The following is a 25,295-nucleotide window of genomic DNA, read 5'->3' as shown; positions in this document are numbered from 1 at the left end:
GACTGGAGCGCCGAAACATGAGTTTTACCTTAGCTATCGTTGGTCGACCGAATGTCGGCAAATCGACTCTTTTCAACCGTTTGGTTGGAAAACGTCTTGCGTTGGTTGATGACCAGCCTGGCGTGACGCGTGACTTGCGCGAAGGTGAGGCGAAACTTGGTGACCTCAGGTTTACTGTGATCGACACTGCCGGCCTCGAAGATGCGACAGATGACTCCCTGCAAGGGCGTATGCGGCGTTTGACAGAGCGCGCGGTCGAAATGGCTGACGCCTGTTTGTTTATGATTGATGCAAGAGCCGGCGTAACGCCAACGGATGAAGTCTTTGCCGATATTTTGCGCCGCAAGGGCAGGCCCGTTTTCGTTGCGGCCAATAAAGCCGAAGGTATGGCTGCGGACGCAGGTGTTATGGAGGCCTACGGGCTTGGGCTTGGCGAACCGATCCGGTTGTCGGCTGAGCACGGTGAAGGCCTGAACGAGCTCTACAGTGCACTAATGCCCATGGCTGATGCATTTGAGGAGCGTGCGAAAGAGATTGCGCCTGAAGTGGATGTGACGGTGGATGAGGACGATGATGTTCCTGATCATACACCCACGATAAAGCGTCCGCTCCAGATTGCTGTTGTGGGGCGGCCTAACGCGGGCAAATCGACTCTCATCAATAAAATTCTTGGTGAGGACCGGCTTCTGACGGGCCCTGAAGCAGGTATTACGCGTGATGCTATTTCTCTGACGCTTGAATGGTCGGGAACGCCAGTTCGCATTTTTGACACTGCGGGCATGCGCAAAAAGGCAAAAGTACAAGACAAGCTTGAAAAGCTCTCCGTTTCTGATGGTCTGCGTGCGGTGAAGTTCGCTGAAGTTGTTGTTGTTTTGTTGGATGCCGCCATTCCCTTTGAGCAACAAGATTTGCGCATTGCCGACCTGGCTGAGCGGGAAGGGCGCGCCGTTGTTGTGGCTGTCAACAAGTGGGATATCGAAGACGAGAAGCAAGATAAGCTGCGCGACTTGAAGGAATCTTTCACACGGTTGCTGCCTCAATTGCGGGGGGCACCGTTGATCACTGTGTCCGCGAAGACAGGGAGAGGGCTTGAGCGCCTTCATGATGCGATTATCAAAGCCCACGATGTTTGGAATATGCGTATTTCCACTTCACATCTAAACCGTTGGTTGGATGGTATGGTACAGGCCCACCCACCGCCCGCACCTCAAGGAAAGCGGATCAAGCTGCGCTATATGACGCAAGCTAAGACGCGCCCGCCAGGGTTTGTTGTGATGTGCTCGCACCCAGACAAGATGCCAACGGCCTATTCGCGTTATCTTGTGAATGGCTTGCGGGAAGACTTTGACATGCCTGGCACTCCGATCCGCCTGTATTTGCGCGGTCAGGGGGATGCCAATCCCTACAAAGGCAAAAAGAAACCCGGGCCGTCAAAGCTGCGCAAACATACTTTGGGCAAGAAGCGAGATTAACGTAGCTTTGGTGCGACGACTGCGCGGGCAAGATACGCAATCCCAACGCCACAGAGCACTATAACGCCTGTGTTCAGCGGCTCGAGATTGCTGAAAATCACACCTGTAAGCGCCCAAATGACCACGAGAGGGTAGGAGACTGTGTCAGGGCGGGCTTTTTGAATAGCCGCGGCGATGATCAACGCCAGACCAAGGCCAATAAACGCGGCTGTCGTTTGGCTGGTGTAACCATAGCCCGCAATAACCAAGCCTAAGGCAACACAGGATGCTGCAGTCAACCAGCCAGCATATGCGCCGATAGATTCGCGGAGCAACCACCTGTCGTCCGAGCCGCTTTTCAAAAGGGCGGCGAGTGCGAATACCAGCATAACCCAGATCAAAACAGTGGCCCAGACGACCGAAACCTGTGCAATGGCTATCCATGATGCGCCGACGGCCAGACTCACAAAAAGAGCAGGGCGCGCATTGATCCAGCTCGCTGAGTTAGACTTTTTCAGCAAGCCATAGGCCGTGCTGATGATCAACCAAATGTAGAGAACACCCCAGATAGAGAAGGCGTACCCAGCGGGCTGAACCGGCGGGTTCGTCTGTGGGAATGGAAACTGATTGGCTGTAAAACCCCTAAACCCATCGGTCAGAAACGGAGATATAGCAAATATCACCGCCGCTACAAATGTAAGTACAGAGAAGACTTTGGTCATTTCGCAAGCCTCAAGACAATGTCCCATCTGCATTCAGGGACGTCTTGCCGCCCATATAAGGGACCAGCACTGATGGAATCTGCACAGACCCGTCTGCTTGCTGGCCATTTTCGAGAACGGCAATCAATGCGCGGCCAACGGCCAGCCCAGACCCATTCAGCGTGTGAACATATTGTGGCTTGCCGCCATCTGCCGGTTTGAAGCGCGCCTGCATACGGCGCGCTTGGAAGTCGCCGCACACGGAAATAGAACTGATTTCGCGATATTTACCCTGACCTGGCAGCCAAACTTCGATGTCGTGCGTTTTTATGGCGCCAAAGCCGATGTCGCCTGTGCACAGCACAACCGTGCGATAGGGCAGTTCTAACTTCTCCAGAATGCCTTCGGCGCAGCGAGTCATGCGGTCGTGTTCTGCAAGACTTTCCTCGGGGTGACATATCGAGACCATTTCGACTTTTTCAAACTGGTGCTGACGAAGCATCCCCGAAGTATCGCGGCCTGCGCTTCCTGCTTCGGAACGGAAGCACTGTGTGTGCGCAACATAGCGACGGGGCAGGGAGGCTTGCTCAACGGTAAGCCCGTTTACAATATTTGTAAGCGTGACTTCAGCTGTTGGAACGAGCCACCAGCCATCGGTGGTCTGATAGCTGTCTTCACCAAACTTTGGTAACTGGCCTGTGCCATACATCATTTCTTCTTTAACGAGCACGGGGGTCCAGGTTTCTGTCAGTCCGTTTTCTTCGATGTGTGTGTTGAGCATGAACTGCGCAAGCGCTCGGTGAAGTCTTGCGACCGACCCTGAGAGGACGACAAAACGGCTGCCTGACAGCTTTGCAGCGGTTTCAAAATCCATGCCTGTCTTTACGGCGTCGATTTCATAGTGTTCACGTGCTTCAAATGTGATCTCGCGAGGGGTGCCCCATGTGCGTAGTTCGGCGTTGTCGTTTTCATCGGCACCGTCTGGAACTTCGCTATGTAAAAGATTGGGCAGGCTTGCGAGAAGCTCTGTCAGCTGCGCGTCGAGAGCTTTGGCAGCGTTCTGCAGTTCGGTCACTTCGGATTTTTTTGCGGAAACCTCTTCGCGCAATCTTTCAAAAGCGGTCGTGTCCCCAGAGGCTTTTGCTGCGCCGATGTCTTTTGCTGCCTTGTTTTGGGCGGCTTGTGCTGTTTCAGCAGCCAAGATCATTGAGCGGCGTTCTTCGTCCAGCTTAAGGACGCTTTCTGACATTGGCGTGAGGCCGCGGCGTTTCATCGCCACGTCAAAAGCATTCGGGTTTTCTCTGATCGCGCGAATGTCGTGCATCTATTTTGTCCTTGCGAGAATTAAAACTTGTTGCCAGTCTTATGGCCCATTTTGCAACCCGAGGTAAACGGGCGTTTCTGCCCGATACTCAAAACCCTTTGGCCATTGCAAACAGTGTTATTCGGGCATAGGTAGAGCTGGATTTAAAGGGCTATGCCCACAACCAGACCACGACGGGGGCGCAAATGAGACCTGGTGACTTGCTGATGTTGGCCGCGATTTTCGCGATCATGTATTTTTTATTGATCCGGCCGCAGCAAAAGAAGATGAAAGAACATCAACAAATGATCGAAAATATCCGCCGGGGTGATCAAGTGATCACGCAGGGTGGTATTATTGGTAAGGTTGTTAAGGTCCGTGATGACGGTGAACTCGAAGTTGAGATTGCCGATAACGTTAAAGTCCGGGTGATCAAAGGGACTGTTGCGCAAGTGCTCAACAAGACCGAACCAGCCAAAGCTTAATCTTTTCAAAATACTATAAGACGAGGCGGAGCCGCCAATGCTTCAGATTGATACATGGAAACGAGTTTTAATCTGGCTCGTTGTAGCGGTTGGCATTGTGCTGGCTCTGCCCAACGGATTTTACACACGCGTCGAAACGCATAATGATGCCGTCAAGGCAGTCGACGCGGGCGGATCGGCTGCGGGACTGGAAGAGCAGGTTGCTCTTTGGCCCAGTTTTTTGCCATCAGGGCTTGTAAATCTTGGCCTTGATTTGCGCGGGGGCGCCCATCTTCTGGCGGAAGTCAAAGTACAGGATGTTTACGCGGCGCGCATAAAGAGTATGTGGCCAGAAATACGGGACCTGCTGCGCGAAGAGCGTGAGAGAGTTGGCACTGTCCGCCTGCAAAACAGCGCTGATAACGAGCTTCGCATCCGTATTTCAAAGCCCGACCAATTGCAAAACGCCGCGAGTCTTATTCGTGGCCTTGCGCGGCCTGTGACAAGTATAAGTGGTGCGGGGGCCAGTGACATTGAGGTGTCTGTGTCTGGCGAGAGCATAGTCGTTCGATTGTCAGAAGCTGAGATGCTCGCCACGGACGAGCGCACTGTGCGTCAGTCTCTTGAAATCATTCGTCGCAGGATCGATGAGGTCGGCACACGAGAGCCGACAATTCAACGTCAAGGCGGTGACCGTATTTTGATCCAAGTACCGGGGCTGGGAAGCGCTGCCGAGCTGAAAGAGATTATAGGTACGACCGCTCAACTGACATTTCATTCCGTTGTTAGCCGTGCAGACCGCGCTGACGCACCCGCAGGTGCAGGGAACTACGTGTTGCCATCGATTGATGAAAGCGGCGTCTATTATATCCTTGAAGAAGCATCCGTTGTGACTGGTGAAGACCTCGTCGATGCGCAGCCCGACTTTGACCAGAACGGTCGCCCAGCTGTGTCATTCAGGTTTAACACATCCGGAGCACGACGCTTTGGCGACTATACGGCTGAGAATATAGGCTCCCCATTTGCGATTGTTCTCGACCAAGAAGTGATCTCGGCTCCTGTGATCCAGAGCCATATCGCTGGCGGTTCGGGTATCATCACTGGTAACTTTTCGCTTGAGGAAAGTACCAACCTTGCTGTCTTGTTGCGCGCTGGCGCTTTGCCGGCTGGGCTTGAATTTCTGGAAGAACGAACAATCGGACCCGAACTCGGTGCAGATAGTATTGAGGCCGGCAAGATCGCGTGCATCGTTGCATTCATAGGCGTGCTCGTTTTTATGGTTTTGAGCTACGGCAGGTTTGGTATTTTCGCCAATATCGCACTCGTGGTGAACGTGGTGCTCATATTTGCTCTTCTCTCAATGCTGGGCGCTACATTGACGCTGCCTGGTATTGCGGGGATTGTATTGACAATTGGGATGGCTGTTGATGCCAACGTACTGGTGTTCGAGCGTATTCGTGAAGAGCTTAAGTCTGCCAAAGGGCCAGCGCGCGCCATCGAACTTGGCTACGAAAAGGCGCTTTCTGCGATCGTTGATGCCAACATCACAACCTTTATCACAGCAGTTATCCTTTATGCCGTCGGGTCTGGGCCTGTGCGCGGTTTTGCGATTACTTTGGGACTTGGTATCATAACTTCTGTCTTCACTGCGATTTTCGTGACACGCCTTATCGTTGTGATGTGGTTTGAGCGCCGAAAACCCAAAACCCTGGAGGTTTAACCCATGCGACTGAGACTCGTTCCGCAAGAAACCAACTGGGACTTCTTTGCACGCTATAAGCTGTGGCTTGGTATTTCAGGGCTTATGATGGTTGTAGCGTTTTTGAGCTTCATTCTACAGGGGCTAAACTACGGCATTGATTTTAGGGGTGGCACGACTCTTAGAACGGATAGCACTCAACCTGTCGTGATTTCGGAATATCGCGCAGCAATTGAGCCGCTTCAGTTGGGTGATATCACAATCACCGAAGTGTTTGACCCGACATTCGGTGAAGATAAAAATGTAGCGATGATCCGTATACAGGCGCAAGACGGGGAGGAAGCTGTCGCAAGCGAAGTGGTTGCTTCTGTCCTTCAGAGTCTGCAGGTTGTTGCCCCCGATATTACCTTTAGTTCGGTTGAAAGTGTCGGGCCTAAAGTCTCGGGTGAGCTAATTCAAACTGCGGCTATTGCCGTAGTACTCGCGATTGGTGCTGTATTGATCTACATCTGGCTGAGGTTTGAGTGGCAATTTGCAGTTGGTGCGGTCGTCGCGCTTGTGCATGATGTTTTGCTAACCATCGGTATTTTCTCGGAACTTCAAATACGCTTCGATTTGGCAATTATTGCCGCATTGCTAACGATCGTAGGATATTCGCTCAATGACACTGTTGTTGTCTTCGACCGGGTTCGCGAAAACCTTCGCAAATATAAGCAAAAACCCCTCAAAGAGATCATGAATATCTCAATCAACGAGACCTTGAGCCGCACGATGATGACATCCGTAACAACCTTGCTCGCGCTCACCGCTTTGTTTGTGTTGGGTGGTGATGTGATCCGTGGGTTTGTTTTTGCGATGATTTGGGGTGTAATCGTTGGAACGTATAGCTCTGTGTTTGTAGCCTCAACGATCCTCTTGTGGCTTGGAGTTAAGCGGGACTGGTCAAAGCCTGATGGCAACTTGGGAAACCAGTTTGCCAACGTTGATGCCTGAAGCCCTTGGACTAGCTTTGGGCCAAGAGGGCCTTCTTTTTCTGATAGCGACTGTTTTTATAGCAGGCATTATACGAGGGTTTTCTGGTTTTGGGACTGCACTTATATTTGTTCCCGTAGCGAGCCGATTTCTTGAACCGGTGTGGGTTTTGATTGCTTTAACCGTTATGGATGCATTCGGGCCTCTCCCCAATTTGCCTCGAGCGTGGCGCGACGGAGACCCTAACGACGTGTCAGTGCTCGGCATTGCCACTGTTCTTGCTCTACCAATAGGACTTGCGCTGTTGTTCGCCGTACCGGCTGAGGTCTTTCGATATATGGTTGCCTCACTGGCGATAATTGTTCCTGTGTCGCTACTGGCTGGGGTCCGTTATCGGGGCGCAATCACAAAGCCTGTGCTGTTTGCCGGGGGAGCTTTGGCGGGTGTCACTGGTGGGGCAGTTGGTCTGCCGGGGCCCCCAGTGATTATGCTTTATGCTGCAAGTACAAAGCCGATAAGTAGCATCCGCGCCAATACCATGATGTATCTTTTCTTTTTTGATTGTGTGCTGCTCATTTGGCTTGCGTTTAAAGGTCAGCTTGCGGCTGTTCCAATTTGGCTTGGAGTCCTATTTTTCGTCCCTGCAATCCTTGGCAATATTCTTGGTGCCGCGCTCTTTGATCCTTCACGAGAAAAGGTGTATCGAGGGATTGCTTACAGCGTGATTGTTCTCGCAGCTTTAACTTCTTTGCCAATATGGGACAAATGAATGAAACTTACTGAAATGCAGTTTGCCGAAGCTCAACCTGTTGACAGTTACGGCGAAGGATTTTTCCGTATCAATGGGCAGCGTGTCGAAGGCGGTATGCTCGTAACGGCAACGGGGGCGTCGGGTTGGAGCGGCTACGAAGAGGCTGATGTACTGCTTGCGTTGGCTGGTGACGTCGATGTGATTTTTATTGGAACAGGTAAGGAGATTTCGCACCTACCCGCAGGGCTCAGAAGTCAAATTGAAGCAGCTGGAATGGGTGTAGAAGTCATGAATTCTCCTGCGGCCTGTCGCACCTACAATGTTCTGGCCGCCGAGGGCCGCCGTGTCGCGCTTGCGGCCCTGCCTGTGTAAGAGACTGGGTATGGATCTCATTGTTGATAATCTTGGTGTCGCTCGTGGGGGTGTCCCTGTTCTAGAGGGGGTCAGCTTTGCTCTTGAAGCAGGGCAGGCGCTTGTGCTGCGTGGGCCAAACGGAATCGGCAAAACGACCTTGCTAAGAACGCTAGCGGGGCTGCAGATGCCTCTGAGTGGAGCCATCAGCCTTGACCGAGAGGCTATGGCCTATGCGGCACATGTGGATGGGATCAAAACCACACTCACGGTTCAAGAGAACTTAGCCTTCTGGGCTAAAGTGTTTGAAGCGGATTGCATCGAGCGCGCAATTTTGTCTTTTGACCTTGATACTCTGAGAGATAGGCCCGCTGGCTTGCTGTCTGCTGGGCAAAAGCGACGCCTGGGTTTGGCCCGTCTTATGGTGACTGGGCGCTCGGTGTGGATCCTCGATGAGCCGACGGTTTCACTCGACATATCTGCTGTTGAGATGTTCGGTCGTGTGGTCGAGGCGCACTTGGATGCTGGCGGTATGGCGATCATGGCCACACATATCGACCTTGGGCTTAATGACGCAATCTCGCTAGATCTTGGGCCGTTCAAAGCGTCCTCCTCATTGATAGAGAATTTTGACGAGGCCTTTTTATGATTGCGCTTTTGATACGTGATTTACGTCTCGCCGTGCGCGCGGGGGGAGGCTTTGGGCTTGGACTGGCATTCTTCTTGATTGTTGTCGTTCTTATTCCCTTCGGCGTTGGTCCGGAAACCGGCCTGCTTGGTGAAATTGCCCCCGGTGTCTTATGGGTTGCTGCATTGCTGGCTTGCTTGTTGTCGCTTGATCGTGTGTTTTCACTTGATTTTGAAGATGGGTCTCTGGATTTGCTTGCAACATCTCCCTTGCCTTTGGAGGGTGTCGTTGCAGCAAAAGCTGTTGCCCATTGGCTTACTACAGGCCTGCCGTTGGTTCTGGCCGCTCCCGTATTTGCTTTGCTTATGAGTCTCCCCCTTCAAGGCTATGTTGCTCTGGTTGTGTCACTTTTGCTCGGCACGCCTGCACTTTCAATCATCGGCGCGTTTGGGGCGGCTTTGACCGTCGGCATCAAACGTGGTGGATTGCTGTTGAGCCTTTTGGTTTTGCCACTTTACGTGCCAACCCTTATATTCGGCGCAGATGTTGCGCGGCGCGGTGCGGAGGGCCAGGGGTATATTTCCCCTCTGCTTATGCTTGCCGGGATTAGTTTTGCCGCATTAGCGCTTCTGCCATTTGCAAGCGCCGCAGTGCTCAGAGTTAACTTGCGATAATGTGACATCTCGGCACTGGAAATTATGAAAGAATTCAGGCAGAGGACTGTGTGAAAAGGGAATGAATTTGATGGCATCTATCTGGCAGTATGCAAATCCACTGAAGTTCATGCGGACAACTGAAGCTGTTTTGCCGTATGTGTCTGCTGCGGCAGCTATATGTCTTGCGACGGGGCTGATCTGGGGGTTCTTTTTTACGCCTGACGATTTTCGTCAAGGATCTACGGTGAAGATTTTCTACATCCACGTCCCAAGTGCTATGATGGCTATCAATATCTGGGTCATGATGCTCGTTACCTCATTGGTGTGGATCATTCGACGACATCATGTGAGTGCACTGGCGGCTCGTGCTGCAGCACCCATTGGAGCGGTTATGACATTGATTGCTCTCTTCACGGGCGCGGTTTGGGGGCAGCCTATGTGGGGAACATGGTGGGCCTGGGATCCACGTCTAACATCTTTTCTTATTCTGTTCCTATTCTATCTCGGATACATGGCGCTTTGGGCTGCAATCGAAGATGATGATACGGCGGCAGACCTGACGAGTGTATTGTGCCTCGTTGGTTCGGTCTTTGCTCTCTTGTCACGCTACGCCGTAAACTTCTGGAACCAAGGCTTGCATCAAGGAGCCTCGCTTTCCCTTGATAAAGAAGAAAACGTTGCCGATGTCTTCTGGTATCCCGCACTTGTTGCAATCGCTGGCTTTGTCTTACTTTTCATTGCCTTGGTTATTGTGAGAACAAATACAGAAATTAGAGCTCGCCGCGCGCGCGCGCTCTTGGCACGGGAGCGTATGAATTGATGCCCGATCTAGGAAAATATGCTGCAGAAGTGCTTTCGGCCTACGGGGTTTCCCTCGTGCTGATCGCTTTGATTGTTTGGGCGAGCCTTGCGCGAGCCCGCAAAGTCAAGGCTGAGTTGGCCGCAATAGAAAAACGGAAAGAGCCTCATGGCTAAAATTTCTCCTATGATGCTCGCCCCACCGCTTATTTTTTTGGCTTTGGCGGGGCTATTGAGCTTTGGGCTTTTCCGCAATGACCCCGACGCGCTGCCCTCTACGTTTGTTGGGCAAATGGCTCCGCCAGTCGTGTCTGCCCCCTTGGGAAGCAAAGCGACTTTTGACAACAGCGATTTGCTCAAAGACGAGGTAAAGCTGGTGAATTTTTGGGCCAGCTGGTGTGCACCATGCCGTGTTGAGCATCCACACCTGAATGCCCTGGCGAAAGAAAGTGTGCCAATTTACGGGGTTAACTACAAAGACAAAGCGACAAATGCGTTAAAGTTCTTGGACGACCTAGGAGACCCGTATGCCGCAGTTATCGCGGACGAGAAGGGGCGACCTATGTCATTGAACTGGGGCGTAGCCGGTGTTCCAGAAACTTTCGTGATAGATTCTGACGGCAAAGTGCTGTTGCGTTGGGCTGGCCCTATTACAGAGCGGGTTATGGAAAATACTATTCGCCCTGCTATCGCAAAGGCGCAAAACGGTTTCTGATCAATCGCCAAGGCGAGTTTCGATTTGATTTGACCGCTCGAGCGTTCGGTGAACAGGACACTTGTCGGCAATTTCGAGCAGCGTTTGCCTTTGTTCGTCACTAAGGGGGCCGCGTAACTTTATGATCCGTTGAAAACGGTCAATTTTTTCTGAGGCACCAGCGCGAGCATCCTGTGCATGAACCTTATCGTGGCTTACATCGACACTGATGTGCTCCAGTGGCCAGCCTTTACGGCGTGCATACATGCGCAAGGTCATAGATGTGCACGCGCCTAGTCCGGCAGACACGAAGCCATATGGGCTCATTCCTTTGTTGGTTCCGCCATATGCCTCAGGTTCGTCTGCCAGTGAGTGATGATCGGGACCCGACATGATATCTTGGAGGAAGCCGCCAGGATCTGTCTCACTGATGCGAGTGATTCCTTCAGGAGCACCCGGTGGTGGGGCGGGGGTGTGAAAATCAAGGTAACGCGTCACCCAAGAGGCAATAACCTCGGCAGTATACTCAGCATCTTTCGGGTTGGTAATAAGATGATTGGCATCATCTAGGGTGACAAAGCTCTTGGGGTGCTTTGCTGCAGTGAACAGCGCCGCTGCATTGTCTACGCTGACGATGGCATCCCTTGGAGCGTGTAGCACCAACAGTGCTTTTCCAAGAGATTTAAGTGCAGCATCGAGTTTGTACTGGGCTATGTCAGTCAAGAAGCTCTGCTTGATCGTAAAGGGTCTCCCACCCAAGCAAACCTCTGCTTGGCCAATTTCAGCTATCTCTGTTTTTTTATGACCAAAGTTTTCGGTAACGTGACCGGGTGCAAAAGGAGCCCCAATTGTGACGACGGCTTTCGCCTCTGGTATATCTCCAGCCACCGCTATGACAGCTGCCCCCCCAAGACTGTGTCCAATCAGAATATCAGGGCTATAGCCTTGGTGCCGCAGCGCTTGTGCTGCTGCTTTCAGATCCTCAAGGTTGGTTGAAAAGCCTGTATTGGCAAACTCACCGTCAGAGTGACCCAAACCCGTGAAGTCAAAGCGGAGCACCGCGATGCCTTGAGATGCAAGGCGTTGAGAAATGCGCCGAGCAGCGGGAATGTCTTTTGAGCAGGTAAAGCAATGAGCAAAGAGAGCGCTGGCGACGTGCGGCCCGTCTGGAATGTCTAGCCGCGCTGAGAGGGTGTGCCCCTGAGAGCTTTTGAATGTGAACTTCTCTGTTGGCATAATTTTCCCTCGTTGCGACTATTGATTAGGGTAGGGGCGCAGCTGTCCAACTTCCAGCCATGTGACAGGAGGGTCACGCTGATGTGACGTCATGGGGGGATTCCGCGTGCGGGCTTCAATAAAAAGCTGATAATGTTTCAAGTAAATCAACCCACGAAATGAGTTGGATTGCGCCAGCAAAGGCGCTTGAATGTGGGTATAACAACTTATTTAGGGGCCAGATCTTGAGCAAACAAAATTACTATGCGCCGCAGGGTGGACTCGCGCCTCAAACACAGCTCCTGACAGACAGGGCCATGTTTACCGAGGCCTATGCTGTCATTCCCAAAGGCACGTTCAGTGACATTGTTACAAGCCTTTTGCCATTCTGGGCGAAAGCGCGTTTTTGGGTCATTGCGCGTCCCTTGTCAGGTTTCTCTGAAACCTTCTCGCAGTATATCGCAGAGGTCCAGCCGGGCGGGGGAAGTGAGCGACCTGAAACAGAAGCAGGCGTTCAATCGGTTATTTTTGTTGTCGAAGGTTGTCTGACACTTACAATTTCGGGGGCCGATCACGAGCTCGCGTGCGGAGGATACGCCTATATCCCAGCAAGTGTGGACTGGACGCTACACAACAACTCTCAAGCTCCAGTACGATTTCACTGGGTTCGAAAGAGATATGAAGCAGTGGACGGACTTGGAGAACCCGAGGCATTTGTGACCAATGAAACGGCGATATCACCAACAGCCATGCCTGGTACTGAGGGGAAATGGGCGACAACCCGTTTTGTCGATCCTGACGATCTACGTCACGACATGCATGTGAACATTGTGACTTTTCAGCCCGGTGCTGTCATTCCTTTTGCTGAGACACATGTGATGGAGCATGGGCTTTACGTGTTGGAAGGGAAGGCTGTTTACAGGCTGAATCAAGACTGGGTTGAAGTCGAAGCTGGTGATTTCATGTGGTTGCGCGCGTTTTGCCCACAAGCTTGTTATGCAGGTGGCCCCGGGCCTTTTCGATATTTGCTCTACAAAGATGTAAACAGGCATATGAAGTTTCCAACAAACCTTTAACAATCTCAGGTGCTAAAGAAAAAGCCGGTGCTTGCAAGAGCGCCGGCTTTTCATTTGGCTTAAGGCTTATTCAGACTTAGTCGCTTTTGGGTAGTGATCCGCGCCCATGTCCAGAATGGCCGCCTGCAACTTCTTCTGTGGCCTCATCCGCGAGCTCTTCTGGCAAAATCAGATTGAGCACGATCGCTATCCCTGCGGCGGGAAGAAGCCCCGATGTTAGCAAGACGCGTGCCGTTGAACCTAAGTGTTGAAGCGCATCAGGTTCAAGCTGAAGGCCTAAGCCTATCGAAAGGGAGATTGCAAAGATAACCATATTGCGACGGTTCCACTCGACATCAGAGAGCATCGAGATGCCCGCTGCAACAACCATTCCAAACATGACAATTACGCCACCACCGAGAACTTCAATGGGGACCGTGCGGATAACACCTCCAACCTTTGGAACAAGACCACAGATGATGAGGAAAATCGCACCGCAGGTTACGACATGACGGCTCATAACACCTGTCATCGCTATGAGGCCAACGTTTTGGCTAAACGAGGTGTTTGGAAAACCGCCGAAAATTCCGGCAACGGCAGTTCCGAAGCCGTCCGCATAGGTTGCACCCTCGATTTCCTTGTTTGTCGCTTCGCGGTTTGCACCGCCTTTGCAGATACCGGAAACGTCGCCGACTGTTTCGATCGCCGAGATGAAGGCCATCAGACAAAATCCAACAACAGCAGCGATGGAAAACTCAAACCCGTACTTGAATGGCTGGGGCAAGGCAAAAGCGGCTGAACGCTCCCAAGACAATGCAATAGACTCAAAGGTCAGCATGCCAACGGCCAAGGCATAGATGTAGCCGGCGATGAGCCCCACCAATACGGCAGAGATAGAGAGCATACCGCGCGTGAAAAATTTCAAACCGAGCGTTACGAAGATTACGACAAGGGCAGCTGACCAATTCAACAGAGAACCATATTCGGGAGTGCCGATTGCGGGTACCCCACCAGCGGCATATTGAATCCCGACTTTGACCAAGGCCAGACCGATCATTGTGACAACCAAACCTGTCACGAGAGGTGGCAGCGCGAAACGGATCTTTCCGATAACGGTGCCCAGTAGGGCGTGGAAGATACCGCCAATGATGACGCCTCCAAAGAGCGCGGCGAGGCCATCAACACCTTTACCAGCTACAAGGGGAATCATGATCGGCAAAAATGCAAAAGAGGTTCCTTGCACGATTGGCAAGCCCGCACCGACCGGGCCCAGAGTTATGGTCTGCAGCAGCGTGGCTACCCCTGCAAAGAGCATCGACATCTGAATAAGATACAGAAGCTCTGGAAAGTCAGGTGAGTTTGATCCGAAGCCAAAACCCGCAGCACCCGCGACGATGATAGCTGGTGTGACGTTAGAAACAAACATTGCCAAAACATGTTGAATACCCAGCGGGATCGCTTTTGCTAGGGGCGGTGTATAGTTTGGATCACGTAATTGCTGTGGTGTCCCGATTGAATTGTCAGTCATGGAATCCTCCTGTTTGACTGTTTTGAATGCCTGCTTCTGTGTCAGGTCAAATTAGTTTGGAGCATCGACGAGAAACGGCGTCGTAAACCAGTGTTCTTCAAGATTAGGCGTGTCGCCAATACGGTCGACTACAATATATTGGCCTGCTCGTCCCAGAGGTGCGAGCACGCCGTGCCATATATTTCGGTGAATGTTGATGCTTTGATGTGGTGCAGATAAAAACACCTGCGGTTTTCCTGGCTTTCCATTTTCATCAGCGGCCACGCTAATGATCATCGGAACGGCTGACAGCGGCACAAAAGCTTGGCTGCCTTCGGGGTGGCGCTCCATCATGTCTAGCTCATGAGGGAAGTGGCGTGCCTTGGCATCAAACAAGCTAATGCCTGCGCGGCCTGATCCGAAGTCTAGCTGGGCCAAATCGTGGTGCCGGCCACACATCCCTTGATTGATGATTTTGTCAGCATCTCCGCGAAGTTCAATAACATCACCAAATGGCGCGAATTTCTCCGCTGTTAAGGGCTCAGGGTACAGAGTCGGGCTCATGGCAGGAGATCCTGTAGTCTAAACTGTGCGATCCGCTCTACCTGAGCGCAAGCCGTCTGAAACTCTGTCGCTTGGTCGTTGTCGATCCGTGTTTGGAATGCGGATAGAATTGAGGCTTTGTCATGGTCTCGGACTGCGATAATAAAGGGAAAGCCATGTTTGCCCACATATTGTGTGTTGAGCTGCGTAAACATGGCGCGCTCTGCATCCGTGAGGTAGTTCAATCCTGCCGAAGCTTGTTCGCTGGTGCTTTCGTCAGTCAGCTTTCCTGCAGCTGCGAGCTTGCCTGCTAAATCAGGGTGCGCAGTGAGCACTCCAAGCTTTTCCGTTTCGCTTGCTGTTCTGAAGATGCGACATAGAACATTATGCACACCGGCTGCGCAGTCATGGGCCGGGCCGAGCTCTAACGCCCAAGCGCGCTCGGCAATCCAAGGAGAATGTTCAAAGATGGAGCCGTAGGCCGCCACAAACCGATCTTTTGTCATCTCGCTAGGGCGCTCGTAGCGCTTATGAGGGTTTGTCTTCGCCCAATGATCGGCAATGTCCAACCTGCGGGGAAGCCATATGTCTTCATGACGCTGCAGGTGCTCAATGAAGCGCTTCAACCCAGCTACTTTTCCAGGCCTTCCTACAAGACGGCAGTGTAAGCCCACAGACATCATAGCTGGCCGTCCTGCTTGCCCTTCGGCGTAAAGCGTATCGAATGCGTCTATAAGGTACGTCCCGAAATCATCGCCGGTGACCCAACCAGGAGCTGTTGCAAAGCGCATGTCATTGGTTTCAAGCGTGTAGGGGACAATTAATTGATCCCGATCTGCGACTTCAATCCAATAGGGAAGGTCGTCATCGTAGGTATCTGAAATGTAGTCGAACTGACCTGTTTCTGCGACCAATTTGACCGTATTTTCAGAGCAGCGGCCCGTGTACCAGCCTTTCGGGGGAGAGCCGACGACCTCCGTATGCAACCGGATGGCTTCGGCGATTGCCTCTCGCTCTTGAGCTTCGGGCATGTCTTTGTGCTCAACCCATTTTAATCCGTGACTGGCAATTTCCCAATTGGCGTCTTTCATGGCCTGTACCTGCTCAGGGCTTCGAGCCAGTGCCGTGGCAACACCGTAAATTGTCAATGGGATATCGTGATTTGTGAACAGGCGATGCAAGCGCCAAAAGCCAGCGCGTGCACCGTATTCATATATAGATTCCATGTTCCAGTGACGCTTGCCTTCCCACTGGGCGGCACCGGGTATGTCTGATAAAAACGCTTCAGACGCGGTGTCTCCGTGAAGTACGCAGTTCTCGCCACCTTCTTCGTAGTTCAGAACAAATTGTACAGCGACTTTGGCTGAATTAGGCCATTTGGCATCTGGTGCTTGTGGCCCATGGCCGCGCATATCGCGAAGGTAGCGTGTCAAAGAATTCTCCTCAGTTACGGTCTTCTATCTGGAAACAAATTTTGTAACTTGCTCTATTTTTTTGAAAGAGCTTTTTGTCTGTTCAGAATGTATTAACTAGCCCGAAGAAGCCATTAGCTTGATAAGAAGGCAAAGGAGATAAACATGTCTGGTTACTTAACAACACATGTGCTTGATACAGCAGCGGGCTGCCCAGCGGCCGGCTTGAAAATTGAGCTTTTTCGGATTGAAGGCAATGACCGCAAACACTTACGTAGTCTTGTCACAAACTCTGATGGCCGAACTGATGAGCAGATATTGCCTGCTGCGGAGTTCGAATTAGGGGTTTATGAGCTGGTTTTCCACGCTGGTGACTATCTTGACGCCGTGGGTGTAGCGCCAGAAGAGCCACGATTTTTGAATGTTATCCCGCTGCGCTTTGGCATGTCAGAGGCTGCGCATTTTCATGTTCCGTTGCTCCTGTCACCATTTGGATATTCAACATATAGAGGCAGCTAAGCTGGCATAGATGCTGTAATATGATCGACCATAAAGTCGATGAAGAGCCGTGCTTTCGGATCTTGCTTGCGGCGATGCATATAAAGGCATGCAAGCTGAATAGGGAGGGGGGGCTCCTGCTCCAGAATGGGAACAAGCAATCCTTTCTGTAGGTGCTCAGAGACCTCAAAAACAGGCTTGAGGATAATTCCGTTGCCCTCGAGCGCCCAAGTCGTCAGAATTTCACCGTGGTCGCTTTCAAATGGGCCTGAGACGGTTACACGGCGTGTTCCGTCTTTTGTCTGCAGGGGCCATTGAAATTCTGGAGCGCCAGGGTAGCGCAGGTTTAGGCAATCATGTGCATCGGTTTTCAGCTCATCACTGCTGCGTGGCATGCCGCGTTCTTTTAGGTATGCAGGCGAGGCGCAAAGAATACGTGGGCAATCAGCAATTTTGCGAATGCGTAGGTTGCTGTCTTCAGGCAAGCCCAGAAAAAAGGCCGCATCAAGCCCCTCCGCTGCAAGATCGAGCTTTCGATCTGACAGGCGCAATCTGATGTTAATGAGTGGGAACTTTTTGTGAAACTTGGGTACAGCAGGTGCAACAAACTTTTGCCCGACGCCAAGAGGGGCCGCAACATATAGCGTGCCGCGTGGCGTCAACGTAATATCGTTGATGTCGGCTTCAGCCTCTTCAACGGCTTCCACTATTTTCAGAGCGCCTCTATAAAAAGTGTTACCTTGTTCTGTCGGGTTCAAAAGACGTGTCGTACGCTGAAAGAGCCGCACACCGAGATGATCCTCCAGCTGTGATATCCGGGAAGATGCGACTGCTGCAGATATGCGTAGATCCCGCGCCGCCGCTGACATATTGCCAAGTTCGTAGACGCGTACGAAGGTCTGAATGTTGTCCAGATAGGCCATTTATTATTCGACTTTTTTTGAAGCTGCTAGGATGTTTTCTGGAATACACGATAGGTGGCTTGTAAGCTAGCTTCCACACCAAACGCGATAGGAGACACAATGCACGAATTTGCCATCATGTGGGATTGGATGGCGTTCGCGGTTCGGTGGCTGCACGTCATCACTGCGATCGCTTGGATCGGATCATCATTTTACTTCATCGCTCTGGACCTCGGTCTCAAGAAAGCGCCTCATTTGCCTGTTGGGGCTCATGGTGAGGAGTGGCAGGTTCATGGAGGAGGGTTCTACCACATCCAGAAATATCTGGTCGCGCCGGCAAATATGCCTGAGCATCTGACTTGGTTTAAATGGGAGAGCTACGCCACGTGGCTTTCGGGCGCTGCACTTTTGATGATTGTTTACTGGGTTGGTGGTGAGCTCTATCTAATCGATGCTGCAAAAGCTGATATTTCGTTGATGCAAGGTATTCTGATTTCTGCCGCATCTCTGACAGTTGGGTGGATTGTCTATGACTTCCTCTGCAAATCGCGCCTTGGTGAGAAGCCTACTGTTCTCATGATACTGCTCTTTGCGCTCTTGGTCGCCATGGGTTGGGGATACGATCAGATATTTACTGGCCGAGCGACCCTTCTTCATCTCGGGGCCTTCACGGCCACAATTATGACGGCGAATGTGTTCGTCATCATCATGCCAAACCAGCGTATCGTGGTTAAAGACTTGCAAGAGGGCAGGACCCCTGATGCAAAATATGGGAAGATCGCGAAGCTACGTTCTACACATAACAATTATCTAACATTGCCTGTTGTTTTTCTGATGTTGTCCAACCACTATCCGCTTGCATTTGCGTCTGAGTATAACTGGATCATCGCATCGCTTGTGTTCCTGATGGGGGTGACAATTCGCCACTACTTCAACACCATACATGCGGGCACCGGCAAGCCAAACTGGACATGGTTGGTTACTGCATTGCTTTTCCTGGCGATCATTTGGCTTTCGACGGCACCTCTAAAGTATACTAGTGTCGAAGACGCTGAGGCGCGAAGCCTTACAAAAACAGAACAGATATTTGCAAGCGCGAGCGGCTTTGAGGAGGTGCAAAACATTGTCTTGGGGCGCTGCTCTATGTGTCACGCGCGGGAGACGTTTTACGATGGTATTCGCATGGCTCCAAAGGGCGTTCATCTTGAGACCACATCTGATATTGTTGCACATGCTCGCGATATCTACCTCCAAGCAGGCGTGACGCGTGCCATGCCTCCCGCAAATGTCACTTACATTGAACCTGCTGAGCGCGAGGCAATTGTAAACTGGTACCGCAATGCGGCCAGTAACATACCGCTCTTCATTGCGGCCAATTGAGCGCGAAAATTTCAGAAGCAGTTGTTGATGCATTTATGTACAGGGCTTGCAAAGGCTCTGTTTGAGAGTTTTGTTACGTAGATGATATTAAACCAGACTATTCCTTACGACCCTCTTTCCCCAAAGCCTTTGCCTGGCGTGTCGCCATTGAGCGCAGTTGACTGGTTGAGGATTGATGAAACCTATGCAGCGCAGTTGTCTGAAAAGCAGCGCGTGGTCTTAGAGCATAGGGAGAAGGTTTTGGCACTTTCTGCTGAGGCACTGCCTGCCGCACAAGAACTGCTTGAAGTGGTTCTTGAAGACCTCTGCACTAAAACGGGATTTAATGTGGGACGTGGCTCTGTATCATGTCCCGATGGGCGGCGAGTGGAGATAATGCGAGCTGATCCAATGTTGACACTCTCCCAGCTGACACAGGAAGACTTCTGTATCCTTGAAAAGCGGGAAGAGGAACACGTGCTTACCGCAGCTGCACTTTGCTTTCCTGCAAGCTGGCTGCTCGCCGAAAAATTTATGCAGCCACTCGTTGAAATTCATGTTCCCGTGGCGTCTTATGACGAAAATATTGCTCGCCGTGTGCAGAGGTTGTTTGATGCTGTGCGGGTTGAGCAACCTCTGTGGAGGTTTAATGCGCTTTGGTATGCGGACCCCGCCTTGCACCAGCCGCGCAGTGCACATGCGCACCGTGATGAGAAATTTTCCCAGTCGGCCAAATATCTGCGCTCTGAGCTGCAAACGATCCGCCGGCTTCCCAAGACGAAGGCGGTCATCTTCGGCATTCATACCTATGTTCTGGCTGAGGCGGTTGTCAGCGGTCTATCTGCGCACCCATGATAGCCAGTGCTTGCTGGTAGACTGTGGCGGCATTCCACGCTTTGAGGACAGGGTGGTTTGGTTCGCCTTGTTGGTAGCCTTGTCCTGGTTTCCAGCCTTTTTGGCGAAGGAAGTTGGCCGTTGATGCTAAAGCATCGGCCTGATTGTAGAAATCAACTGTTCCGTCACCATTCCCGTCGACACCATAAGTAAGTGCGTTGCCTGGTAAAAACTGTGTATGGCCAACCTCACCGTGTTTTGCACCTTTTGTCTTTGACGAAATCGACCCTTGATCAACAAGACGAAGGGCACCAATTGCGTGGGGCTCAAAAAATTTAGAGCGGCGGCAGTCATATGTGAGCGTGACAATGGCCGAGACAACTTCGCTATCGCCCATGAAGCCACCAAAGGCCGTCTCCATACCATGAATAGCAATGATTATTCCCGCTGGCACGCCGTAGCGAGCTTCAAGGTTGGTATAAAAAGATGCGTTTTGTCCTTTGCGCTTTCGACCTTGAGCCACAATCGTGGTTGATCCGCGCACCTGCATGAACTTCTCTAAACTGTACTTGAAACTTTTCTGGTTCCTGTCGGCGCTGATTGTACGCGTCGCATAAGTTGCTGTTGCGAGGGCGTCCAGCCCAGCGGCTTTTACGCCAGCAGCCTTGGCCGTTTTAGCGAAGTCTGCCTTCCAGGACTGAAAACCTGAGGATGTGTTGCCACAAGGAGCGGCTGCTGCCGACCTGGCGAAAATAAGTGCCGCAATTATGGCAAGAGAGAATAAACGCATAAAAATTACTCCAATTCACACGCGTCCATCTTTATGCGTTAGCTTTGGAAGCACAAAGAAAAAAGGCCCATCTAATATGATGGGCCTTTCTCATAATCTTGTTAAGCTTAGCAGCTATAGTACATGCCAAACTCTACCGGGTGAGGTGTGTGCTCATAGTGCAGCACTTCTTCCATTTTCAGTTCGATATAGCCTTCGATCTGATCTTTGGTGAAAACGTCACCTGCAAGCAGGAAATCATGATCTGCTTTAAGGCAGTCAAGGGCTTCACGGAGCGAACCACAGACTGTTGGGATGCCCGCGAGCTCTTCTGCTGGAAGATCATAGAGGTTCTTGTCCATCGCTTCGCCTGGATCGATCTTGTTCTTGATGCCATCAAGGCCAGCCATAAGGAGCGCAGAGAAACACAAGTAGGGGTTTGCTGAAGGATCAGGGAAACGGGCTTCAACACGCTTAGCTTTGGGGCTTTCTGTCCACGGGATACGAACGCAGCCAGAGCGGTTGCGAGCAGAGTAGGCACGCAAAACAGGCGCTTCAAAGCCTGGAATCAAGCGCTTGTAGCTGTTTGTCGACGGGTTGGTGAAGGCGTTAAGCGTTTTCGCGTGCTTCAGGATGCCACCGATGAAATACAGAGCTTCTTGGCTCAGATCCGCATATTTATCACCAGCAAAGAGTGGCTTGCCGTCTTTCCAGATAGACATGTTGACGTGCATACCTGTGCCGTTGTCGCCGTAGATTGGCTTTGGCATGAATGTGGCCGACTTGCCGTAAGCATGTGCCACGTTGTGGATCACGTACTTATATTTCTGGATTTCATCAGCTTGCTTTGTCAGCGTACCGAAGATGAGGCCAAGCTCGTGCTGACAGCTCGCAACCTCATGGTGATGTTTGTCAACTTTCATGCCGAGGCTCTTCATCGTAGAGAGCATCTCAGAGCGTAGGTCTTGTGCGTCATCGATCGGGTTTACCGGAAAATAACCCCCCTTAAGGCCAGGACGGTGACCGGAGTTGCCCATCTCATATTGGGTGTCCGTGTTCCAAGATCCGTCAACAGCATCAACTTCATAAGATACTTTGTTGATTTTGTTTTCGAAACGAACATCATCAAAGATGAAGAACTCTGCTTCTGGGCCCATGAAAGCTGAGTCGCCAATACCTGACTCGATCAGGTAGGCTTCAGCTTTTTGGGCTGTGCCGCGTGGGTCGCGCTCATATGACTCGCCCGTGTCCGGCTCAACGATAGAGCAGTGCAGGCAGAGTGTTTTTTCAGCGTAGAAAGGGTCGATGTAGGCACTGTCTGTGTCTGCGATCAATTTCATATCTGAATTTTCGATCGACTTCCAACCAGCAATGGAGGAACCGTCAAACATAAAGCCTTCTTCAAGGAAGTCTTCGTCGACCAGGTCAACATCAACAGTTACATGCTGAAGCTTGCCGCGAATATCCGTGAAGCGGATGTCTACGTAGGCAACTTCTTCGTCTTTCAGCGTCTTGAGAACGTCTTTGACACTCATTCTCTTGGTCCTTCTTGCTAGAAAATATATTGATTAGAGAGCTTCTGGGCCAGTCTCGCCTGTCCTGATCCGTACCGCTTGTTCAACGGGTGACACAAAAATTTTGCCGTCACCGATTTTGTCGGTTTTGGCCGCGTCGACGATAGCCTCGAGGGCCTGATCCACCAGATCATCGTCGATGACGATTTCCAGTTTAACTTTTGGAAGAAAATCCACCACATATTCGGCGCCACGGTAGAGCTCAGTATGGCCTTTCTGACGACCGAAGCCTTTGACCTCGATAACGGAAAGTCCCTGAACGCCAACGTCTTGAAGCGCTTCTTTTACTTCATCAAGCTTGAACGGCTTGATAATGGCTTCGATCTTTTTCATCGCACTGGCCCCTTGGATATTTCTCGGACCTTTGAGACCACTTTTTAGGCAGTGCCTCAATCTAATAGGTTGCCGGTCATCCCGCTGGGGCCCTCATCATGCGGACATGCACACTTTTTGATCTGAGTGATTAATTTTTGGGCTAAATATAAATGTCGCTAATCTGGTCAGCTTGGGCGCTATGCTGCAGAGTGAGAGTGGCTTGAGCACAAGGGTATCGGGGGTAGAGTTGTCTGGGGAAAATCAAAATCACACGGGCGCGCGCGCGGCTACCCTTTGTAAGAGAAATCCTGCTCACAAATTTTGCTATGGCCACGCGCTGGTTGTCTCGGGTGGCGCAGGGTGTACAGGTGCCGCGCGGCTCGCAGCACGTGGCGCACTTCGGGTTGGTGCCGGATTGGTTACCCTTGGGGTGCCTGCTTCCGCTCAATTGGAGGTCGCCAGTCAGATCACCGCACTAATGCTGGCGGAGGTGGACGGTGCGAGACAGCTTGAGTTTGTGTTGAATGACGCTCGCATTAATGCGCTGTGTCTCGGGCCTGCGTTAGGCTTGTCTCGAGCGCTCGCGCTTGTGCCTGTGGCTCTTGCTTCAGGCAGGCCTTGTGTGTTGGATGCTGATGCCCTGACAGCTTATGTAAATGCGCCCCAGCAGCTCTTTGAGCAGGTGCATTCTGCGTGCGTGCTCACGCCACATGGGGGTGAGTTTAGTAAGCTGTTCCCCGATTTAGCCAGCGATTATGCGGGCGGCTCAGCGGGAGGGCGGCTATATGTCAAGGCGGATGCTGCCCGCGATGCCGCGGCGCGTTCGGGCTGTGTTGTGCTGCTTAAAGGGGCCGAAACAGTCATTGCCGCACCAGATGGGCGTATTCTAACGCAAGAGGCTTTTGGTGAGGAAGCTGCGCCTTGGTTGGCTACAGCTGGGTCGGGCGATGTTTTGGCAGGGTTCATCACGGGGTTAATGGCGCGTGGATTGCCCGCCTTTGAGGCTGCGGAGATGGGCGCTTGGCTTCATGCGGCTTGCGCGCGCAGCTTTGGGCCTGGCTTGATCGCGGAAGACTTGCCTGAGGAGCTTCCCAAGGTACTCAGGGATTTGGGCTGCTAAGCGGCAGCTCTCAAGGTTGCTTTTTGGCAGCTACACTCCATTTCCAGGCCGTCTACATAGAGAATATGGGGCTTTGCAAATGTGAGGCTGAAGAGCCTCACTCGCTGTAGCCCTACAGGGCGAATAAACTCATTGTTGGTCAAGGATCCTACGGCAGACAAGACCTGCTTTTTGCCAGTGAGAGCAACCGCGCGCCAGCCACGCAGCAGAATTTGCTGATCTACAGGTACAGATATGTCTGCCAGGGGGCTGTTCTGTCCTAACGCACCTTTGGCAATGGCAACCAAGTTGCACTCTGTTTGTGTTACATGGATTGCCTGCAACACGGCCATACCTGTGTCGCGGGTTATCACTCGATCGCCCACACAGAGGTGTTCGACAGGCAATTCGCCGTCTAACGTAAGTATTTTGCTTCCGACCAAAAAGCCGGAGGTTCTGGGCAGAGTCTGAGTCTGCGCAGAGTCTTCTGCTGAAAAGGGCTTCATTTTGCACCCGTATGTTTTTTACTGCCTCAGTTTTTTAACCAAGATAGTAGAACAAAGAATAAATGTCGCTCTCTTTTTAAGGCTGTGAATGCAGTTTTCTCTCGCATGCGCTGTTTTGCTTTGCTAAAGGGGCCGCAATGCGGGTGTGGCGGAACTGGTAGACGCACCAGATTTAGGTTCTGGCGCCTTTGGCGTGGGGGTTCGAGTCCCTTCACCCGCACCATCGATTTCCCTAAAATAATTCGGAGCCTTCGCGAGCATGCTGTTTGGTTATGTTCGGTCTGAACTCCGACATATCGATACGAGCAAGCTTAGCGGTTCAAAAGATTGAACTTGAGTTTTCAGCGTTCAGTTTGCTTAGGCTCCAGACTTATTGATTTATAACCAGAACAAGATGGTTGCTGCGAGGGCGATTGCAGACAGGAATACTTTTGGGCATCGGTCATATCTGGTTGCGATCCTTCGCCAGCCTTTCAGGCGGCCAAGCATTATCTCGATGCGGTTGCGTCGTTTATAGCGACGCTTGTCATATTTGACGAGCTTGGCGCGCAACGTTCTTCCCGGGATGCAGGGCTTTATTCCCTTATCTACAAGGGCCTCCCGGACCCAATCTACGTCATATCCCCGGTCTCCTGATAACCAGTCGGCGGCGGGTAGGCTTGCCATTAGCGCTCTGGCTCTAGTGTAATCGCTAGCCTGGCCTGCGGTCATGAAGAGCCGGATCGGCTGTCCAATCGTGTCGATGACGGCTTGCAACTTTGTGTTCATACCAGCTTTTGGCTGCCCCCTCTCGGGACATTGCTGCGCAATACTCTGCCGGGCAGTGGATCAGGCGTCCACGCCCCCCTTTTTTAACCGCAGGCTTGAGGAAGTGCGCTGCGCTTTGAGGTAGGTGGCGTCGATAGAGATTGTTTGATTATCAGGTGCCTCCGCAGCCGGCCTGGTCATAATCCTTACGAACACCCCCATGTCGCTCCACCGTTTCCAGCGGTTATAAAGCGTCTTGGGAGGCCTATACTCTAGGGTGCATCACACCACCGCAACCCATTGCGATTGATGAGGATAATACCACTGAGCACGGGTCGATCATCAACGCGTGGAACACCATGGCACTTCAGAAAATACGGCTGGAGCCGCGCCATCTGGGCTTCGCTCATCCAGCAAAGATTGCCCATTATACTCCCAAAGCTTTGGGAACTTGAGTCACGCTACCCTGATGGTCTCAAGCGGATTAATGGG

At 51.8% G+C, this 25,295-nt stretch carries 27 protein-coding genes, 1 tRNA gene and 1 pseudogene; 17 read left to right on the top strand and 12 right to left on the bottom strand.

Annotated elements, in window-relative coordinates; genetic code table 11:
- Positions 1–17: 17 nt before the first annotated feature.
- Positions 18–1,472: a ribosome biogenesis GTPase Der gene (gene der, locus ACTG3X_RS06010; RefSeq protein ID WP_439110335.1), complete on the top strand. Its 1,455-nt coding sequence runs from the start codon at positions 18–20 to the stop codon at positions 1,470–1,472.
- On the opposite strand, the gene ACTG3X_RS06005 is transcribed toward der, so the two are convergent.
- The gene (locus ACTG3X_RS06005; protein WP_439110334.1) at positions 1,469–2,173 is read right to left on the bottom strand and encodes a hypothetical protein; all 705 of its coding nucleotides are present in this window, start codon (positions 2,171–2,173) and stop codon (positions 1,469–1,471) included. The genes der and ACTG3X_RS06005 overlap by 4 nt on opposite strands.
- A 10-nt stretch (positions 2,174–2,183) precedes the next feature.
- Positions 2,184–3,476 carry a serine--tRNA ligase gene (gene serS, locus ACTG3X_RS06000; protein WP_439110333.1) on the bottom strand — a complete coding sequence of 431 codons (1,293 nt, stop codon included), beginning with the start codon at positions 3,474–3,476 and terminating at the stop codon, positions 2,184–2,186.
- Positions 3,477–3,661: 185 nt separating this feature from the next.
- On the opposite strand from serS, the gene yajC reads away from it, so the two are divergent.
- The 10 genes from yajC (at position 3,662) to ACTG3X_RS05950 (ending at position 10,489) form a co-directional block, all read left to right on the top strand.
- Positions 3,662–3,940, top strand: a complete 279-nt coding sequence (yajC, locus tag ACTG3X_RS05995; RefSeq protein WP_439110332.1) for a preprotein translocase subunit YajC — start codon at positions 3,662–3,664, stop codon at positions 3,938–3,940.
- 37 nt (positions 3,941–3,977) lie between these two features.
- Complete coding sequence (secD, locus tag ACTG3X_RS05990; RefSeq protein ID WP_439110331.1) at positions 3,978–5,639, top strand: protein translocase subunit SecD; 1,662 nt, start codon at positions 3,978–3,980, stop codon at positions 5,637–5,639.
- 3 nt (positions 5,640–5,642) lie between these two features.
- Positions 5,643–6,611 carry a protein translocase subunit SecF gene (gene secF, locus ACTG3X_RS05985; RefSeq protein ID WP_439110330.1) on the top strand — a complete coding sequence of 323 codons (969 nt, stop codon included), beginning with the start codon at positions 5,643–5,645 and terminating at the stop codon, positions 6,609–6,611.
- Positions 6,592–7,359, top strand: coding sequence for a sulfite exporter TauE/SafE family protein (locus ACTG3X_RS05980; protein WP_439110329.1), 768 nt, complete (start codon positions 6,592–6,594; stop codon positions 7,357–7,359). The genes secF and ACTG3X_RS05980 overlap by 20 nt, the downstream gene beginning before the upstream one ends.
- Positions 7,360–7,713: an Mth938-like domain-containing protein gene (locus tag ACTG3X_RS05975; protein ID WP_439110328.1), complete on the top strand. Its 354-nt coding sequence runs from the start codon at positions 7,360–7,362 to the stop codon at positions 7,711–7,713.
- Between the two features lie 10 nt (positions 7,714–7,723).
- Complete coding sequence (gene ccmA, locus ACTG3X_RS05970; protein WP_439110327.1) at positions 7,724–8,341, top strand: heme ABC exporter ATP-binding protein CcmA; 618 nt, start codon at positions 7,724–7,726, stop codon at positions 8,339–8,341.
- Positions 8,338–8,994, top strand: coding sequence for a heme exporter protein CcmB (ccmB, locus tag ACTG3X_RS05965; protein WP_439110326.1), 657 nt, complete (start codon positions 8,338–8,340; stop codon positions 8,992–8,994). The genes ccmA and ccmB overlap by 4 nt, the downstream gene beginning before the upstream one ends.
- Before the next feature lie 70 nt (positions 8,995–9,064).
- Positions 9,065–9,796 (top strand): heme ABC transporter permease, encoded by a 732-nt coding sequence (locus ACTG3X_RS05960; protein WP_439110325.1) that lies wholly within the window; start codon positions 9,065–9,067, stop codon positions 9,794–9,796.
- On the top strand, positions 9,796–9,951 hold the full coding sequence (gene ccmD, locus ACTG3X_RS05955) for a heme exporter protein CcmD (RefSeq protein ID WP_439110324.1): 156 nt from the start codon (positions 9,796–9,798) through the stop codon (positions 9,949–9,951). Before ACTG3X_RS05960 ends, ccmD begins: the two co-directional genes overlap by 1 nt.
- Positions 9,944–10,489 (top strand): DsbE family thiol:disulfide interchange protein, encoded by a 546-nt coding sequence (locus tag ACTG3X_RS05950; RefSeq protein WP_439110323.1) that lies wholly within the window; start codon positions 9,944–9,946, stop codon positions 10,487–10,489. The genes ccmD and ACTG3X_RS05950 overlap by 8 nt, the downstream gene beginning before the upstream one ends.
- On the opposite strand, the gene ACTG3X_RS05945 is transcribed toward ACTG3X_RS05950, so the two are convergent.
- Entirely contained in the window at positions 10,490–11,704 is a 1,215-nt protein-coding gene (locus ACTG3X_RS05945) for a bifunctional alpha/beta hydrolase/OsmC family protein (protein WP_439110322.1), read from the bottom strand.
- Between the two features lie 224 nt (positions 11,705–11,928).
- Here ACTG3X_RS05945 and ACTG3X_RS05940 point away from each other — a divergent pair, with 224 nt between their 5' ends.
- A complete protein-coding gene (locus tag ACTG3X_RS05940; protein ID WP_439110321.1) occupies positions 11,929–12,759 on the top strand; it encodes a bifunctional allantoicase/(S)-ureidoglycine aminohydrolase in 831 nt (276 codons plus the stop codon).
- A gap of 76 nt (positions 12,760–12,835) precedes the next feature.
- Here ACTG3X_RS05940 and ACTG3X_RS05935 read toward each other — a convergent pair whose 3' ends face one another.
- From ACTG3X_RS05935 to puuE, 3 genes are read right to left on the bottom strand one after another with little or no spacing between them, the layout of a single operon-like run.
- Complete coding sequence (locus ACTG3X_RS05935) at positions 12,836–14,266, bottom strand: uracil-xanthine permease family protein (RefSeq protein WP_439110320.1); 1,431 nt, start codon at positions 14,264–14,266, stop codon at positions 12,836–12,838.
- A 51-nt stretch (positions 14,267–14,317) separates the two neighbouring features.
- Complete coding sequence (locus ACTG3X_RS05930) at positions 14,318–14,809, bottom strand: ureidoglycolate lyase (RefSeq protein ID WP_439110319.1); 492 nt, start codon at positions 14,807–14,809, stop codon at positions 14,318–14,320.
- The gene (gene puuE, locus ACTG3X_RS05925) at positions 14,806–16,221 is read right to left on the bottom strand and encodes an allantoinase PuuE (protein WP_439110318.1); all 1,416 of its coding nucleotides are present in this window, start codon (positions 16,219–16,221) and stop codon (positions 14,806–14,808) included. The genes ACTG3X_RS05930 and puuE overlap by 4 nt, the downstream gene beginning before the upstream one ends.
- Positions 16,222–16,365: 144 nt before the next feature.
- Here puuE and uraH point away from each other — a divergent pair, with 144 nt between their 5' ends.
- Entirely contained in the window at positions 16,366–16,719 is a 354-nt protein-coding gene (gene uraH / locus ACTG3X_RS05920) for a hydroxyisourate hydrolase (RefSeq protein ID WP_439110317.1), read from the top strand.
- Here the strand turns inward: uraH and ACTG3X_RS05915 are convergent.
- A complete protein-coding gene (locus tag ACTG3X_RS05915) occupies positions 16,716–17,621 on the bottom strand; it encodes a LysR family transcriptional regulator (protein WP_439110316.1) in 906 nt (301 codons plus the stop codon). The two genes, uraH and ACTG3X_RS05915, sit on opposite strands and share 4 nt — an antisense overlap.
- A 99-nt stretch (positions 17,622–17,720) precedes the next feature.
- Between ACTG3X_RS05915 and ACTG3X_RS05910 the strand changes: the two genes are divergently transcribed.
- Entirely contained in the window at positions 17,721–18,980 is a 1,260-nt protein-coding gene (locus ACTG3X_RS05910) for a urate hydroxylase PuuD (RefSeq protein ID WP_439110315.1), read from the top strand.
- A 138-nt stretch (positions 18,981–19,118) separates the two neighbouring features.
- The gene (locus ACTG3X_RS05905; RefSeq protein WP_439110484.1) at positions 19,119–19,814 is read left to right on the top strand and encodes a heme-dependent oxidative N-demethylase family protein; all 696 of its coding nucleotides are present in this window, start codon (positions 19,119–19,121) and stop codon (positions 19,812–19,814) included.
- Here ACTG3X_RS05905 and ACTG3X_RS05900 read toward each other — a convergent pair.
- The 3 genes from ACTG3X_RS05900 to ACTG3X_RS05890 form a co-directional block, all read right to left on the bottom strand.
- A complete protein-coding gene (locus ACTG3X_RS05900; RefSeq protein ID WP_439110314.1) occupies positions 19,789–20,583 on the bottom strand; it encodes a lytic murein transglycosylase in 795 nt (264 codons plus the stop codon). The two genes, ACTG3X_RS05905 and ACTG3X_RS05900, sit on opposite strands and share 26 nt — an antisense overlap.
- 107 nt (positions 20,584–20,690) lie before the next feature.
- Positions 20,691–22,097 carry a type I glutamate--ammonia ligase gene (gene glnA / locus ACTG3X_RS05895; protein WP_439110313.1) on the bottom strand — a complete coding sequence of 469 codons (1,407 nt, stop codon included), beginning with the start codon at positions 22,095–22,097 and terminating at the stop codon, positions 20,691–20,693.
- A gap of 33 nt (positions 22,098–22,130) precedes the next feature.
- Positions 22,131–22,469, bottom strand: coding sequence for a P-II family nitrogen regulator (locus tag ACTG3X_RS05890; RefSeq protein ID WP_439110312.1), 339 nt, complete (start codon positions 22,467–22,469; stop codon positions 22,131–22,133).
- A gap of 181 nt (positions 22,470–22,650) precedes the next feature.
- On the opposite strand from ACTG3X_RS05890, the gene ACTG3X_RS05885 reads away from it, so the two are divergent.
- Entirely contained in the window at positions 22,651–23,571 is a 921-nt protein-coding gene (locus ACTG3X_RS05885; RefSeq protein WP_439110311.1) for an NAD(P)H-hydrate dehydratase, read from the top strand.
- On the opposite strand, the gene ACTG3X_RS05880 is transcribed toward ACTG3X_RS05885, so the two are convergent.
- Positions 23,568–24,056, bottom strand: coding sequence for a Hint domain-containing protein (locus tag ACTG3X_RS05880; protein ID WP_439110310.1), 489 nt, complete (start codon positions 24,054–24,056; stop codon positions 23,568–23,570). The genes ACTG3X_RS05885 and ACTG3X_RS05880 overlap by 4 nt on opposite strands.
- Before the next feature lie 139 nt (positions 24,057–24,195).
- Between ACTG3X_RS05880 and ACTG3X_RS05875 the strand changes: the two genes are divergently transcribed.
- Positions 24,196–24,279, top strand: a tRNA-Leu gene (locus ACTG3X_RS05875).
- Between the two features lie 155 nt (positions 24,280–24,434).
- On the opposite strand, the pseudogene ACTG3X_RS05870 reads toward ACTG3X_RS05875, so the two are convergent.
- A pseudogene (locus ACTG3X_RS05870) lies at positions 24,435–25,231 on the bottom strand (IS5 family transposase).
- Positions 25,232–25,295 lie beyond the last annotated feature (64 nt).

The organism is Lentibacter sp. (assembly GCF_965658795.1).
GTDB lineage: Bacteria > Pseudomonadota > Alphaproteobacteria > Rhodobacterales > Rhodobacteraceae > Lentibacter.
Note: the sequence above shows the minus strand (reverse complement) of the source record. Positions and strands in the feature narration are given on the sequence as shown.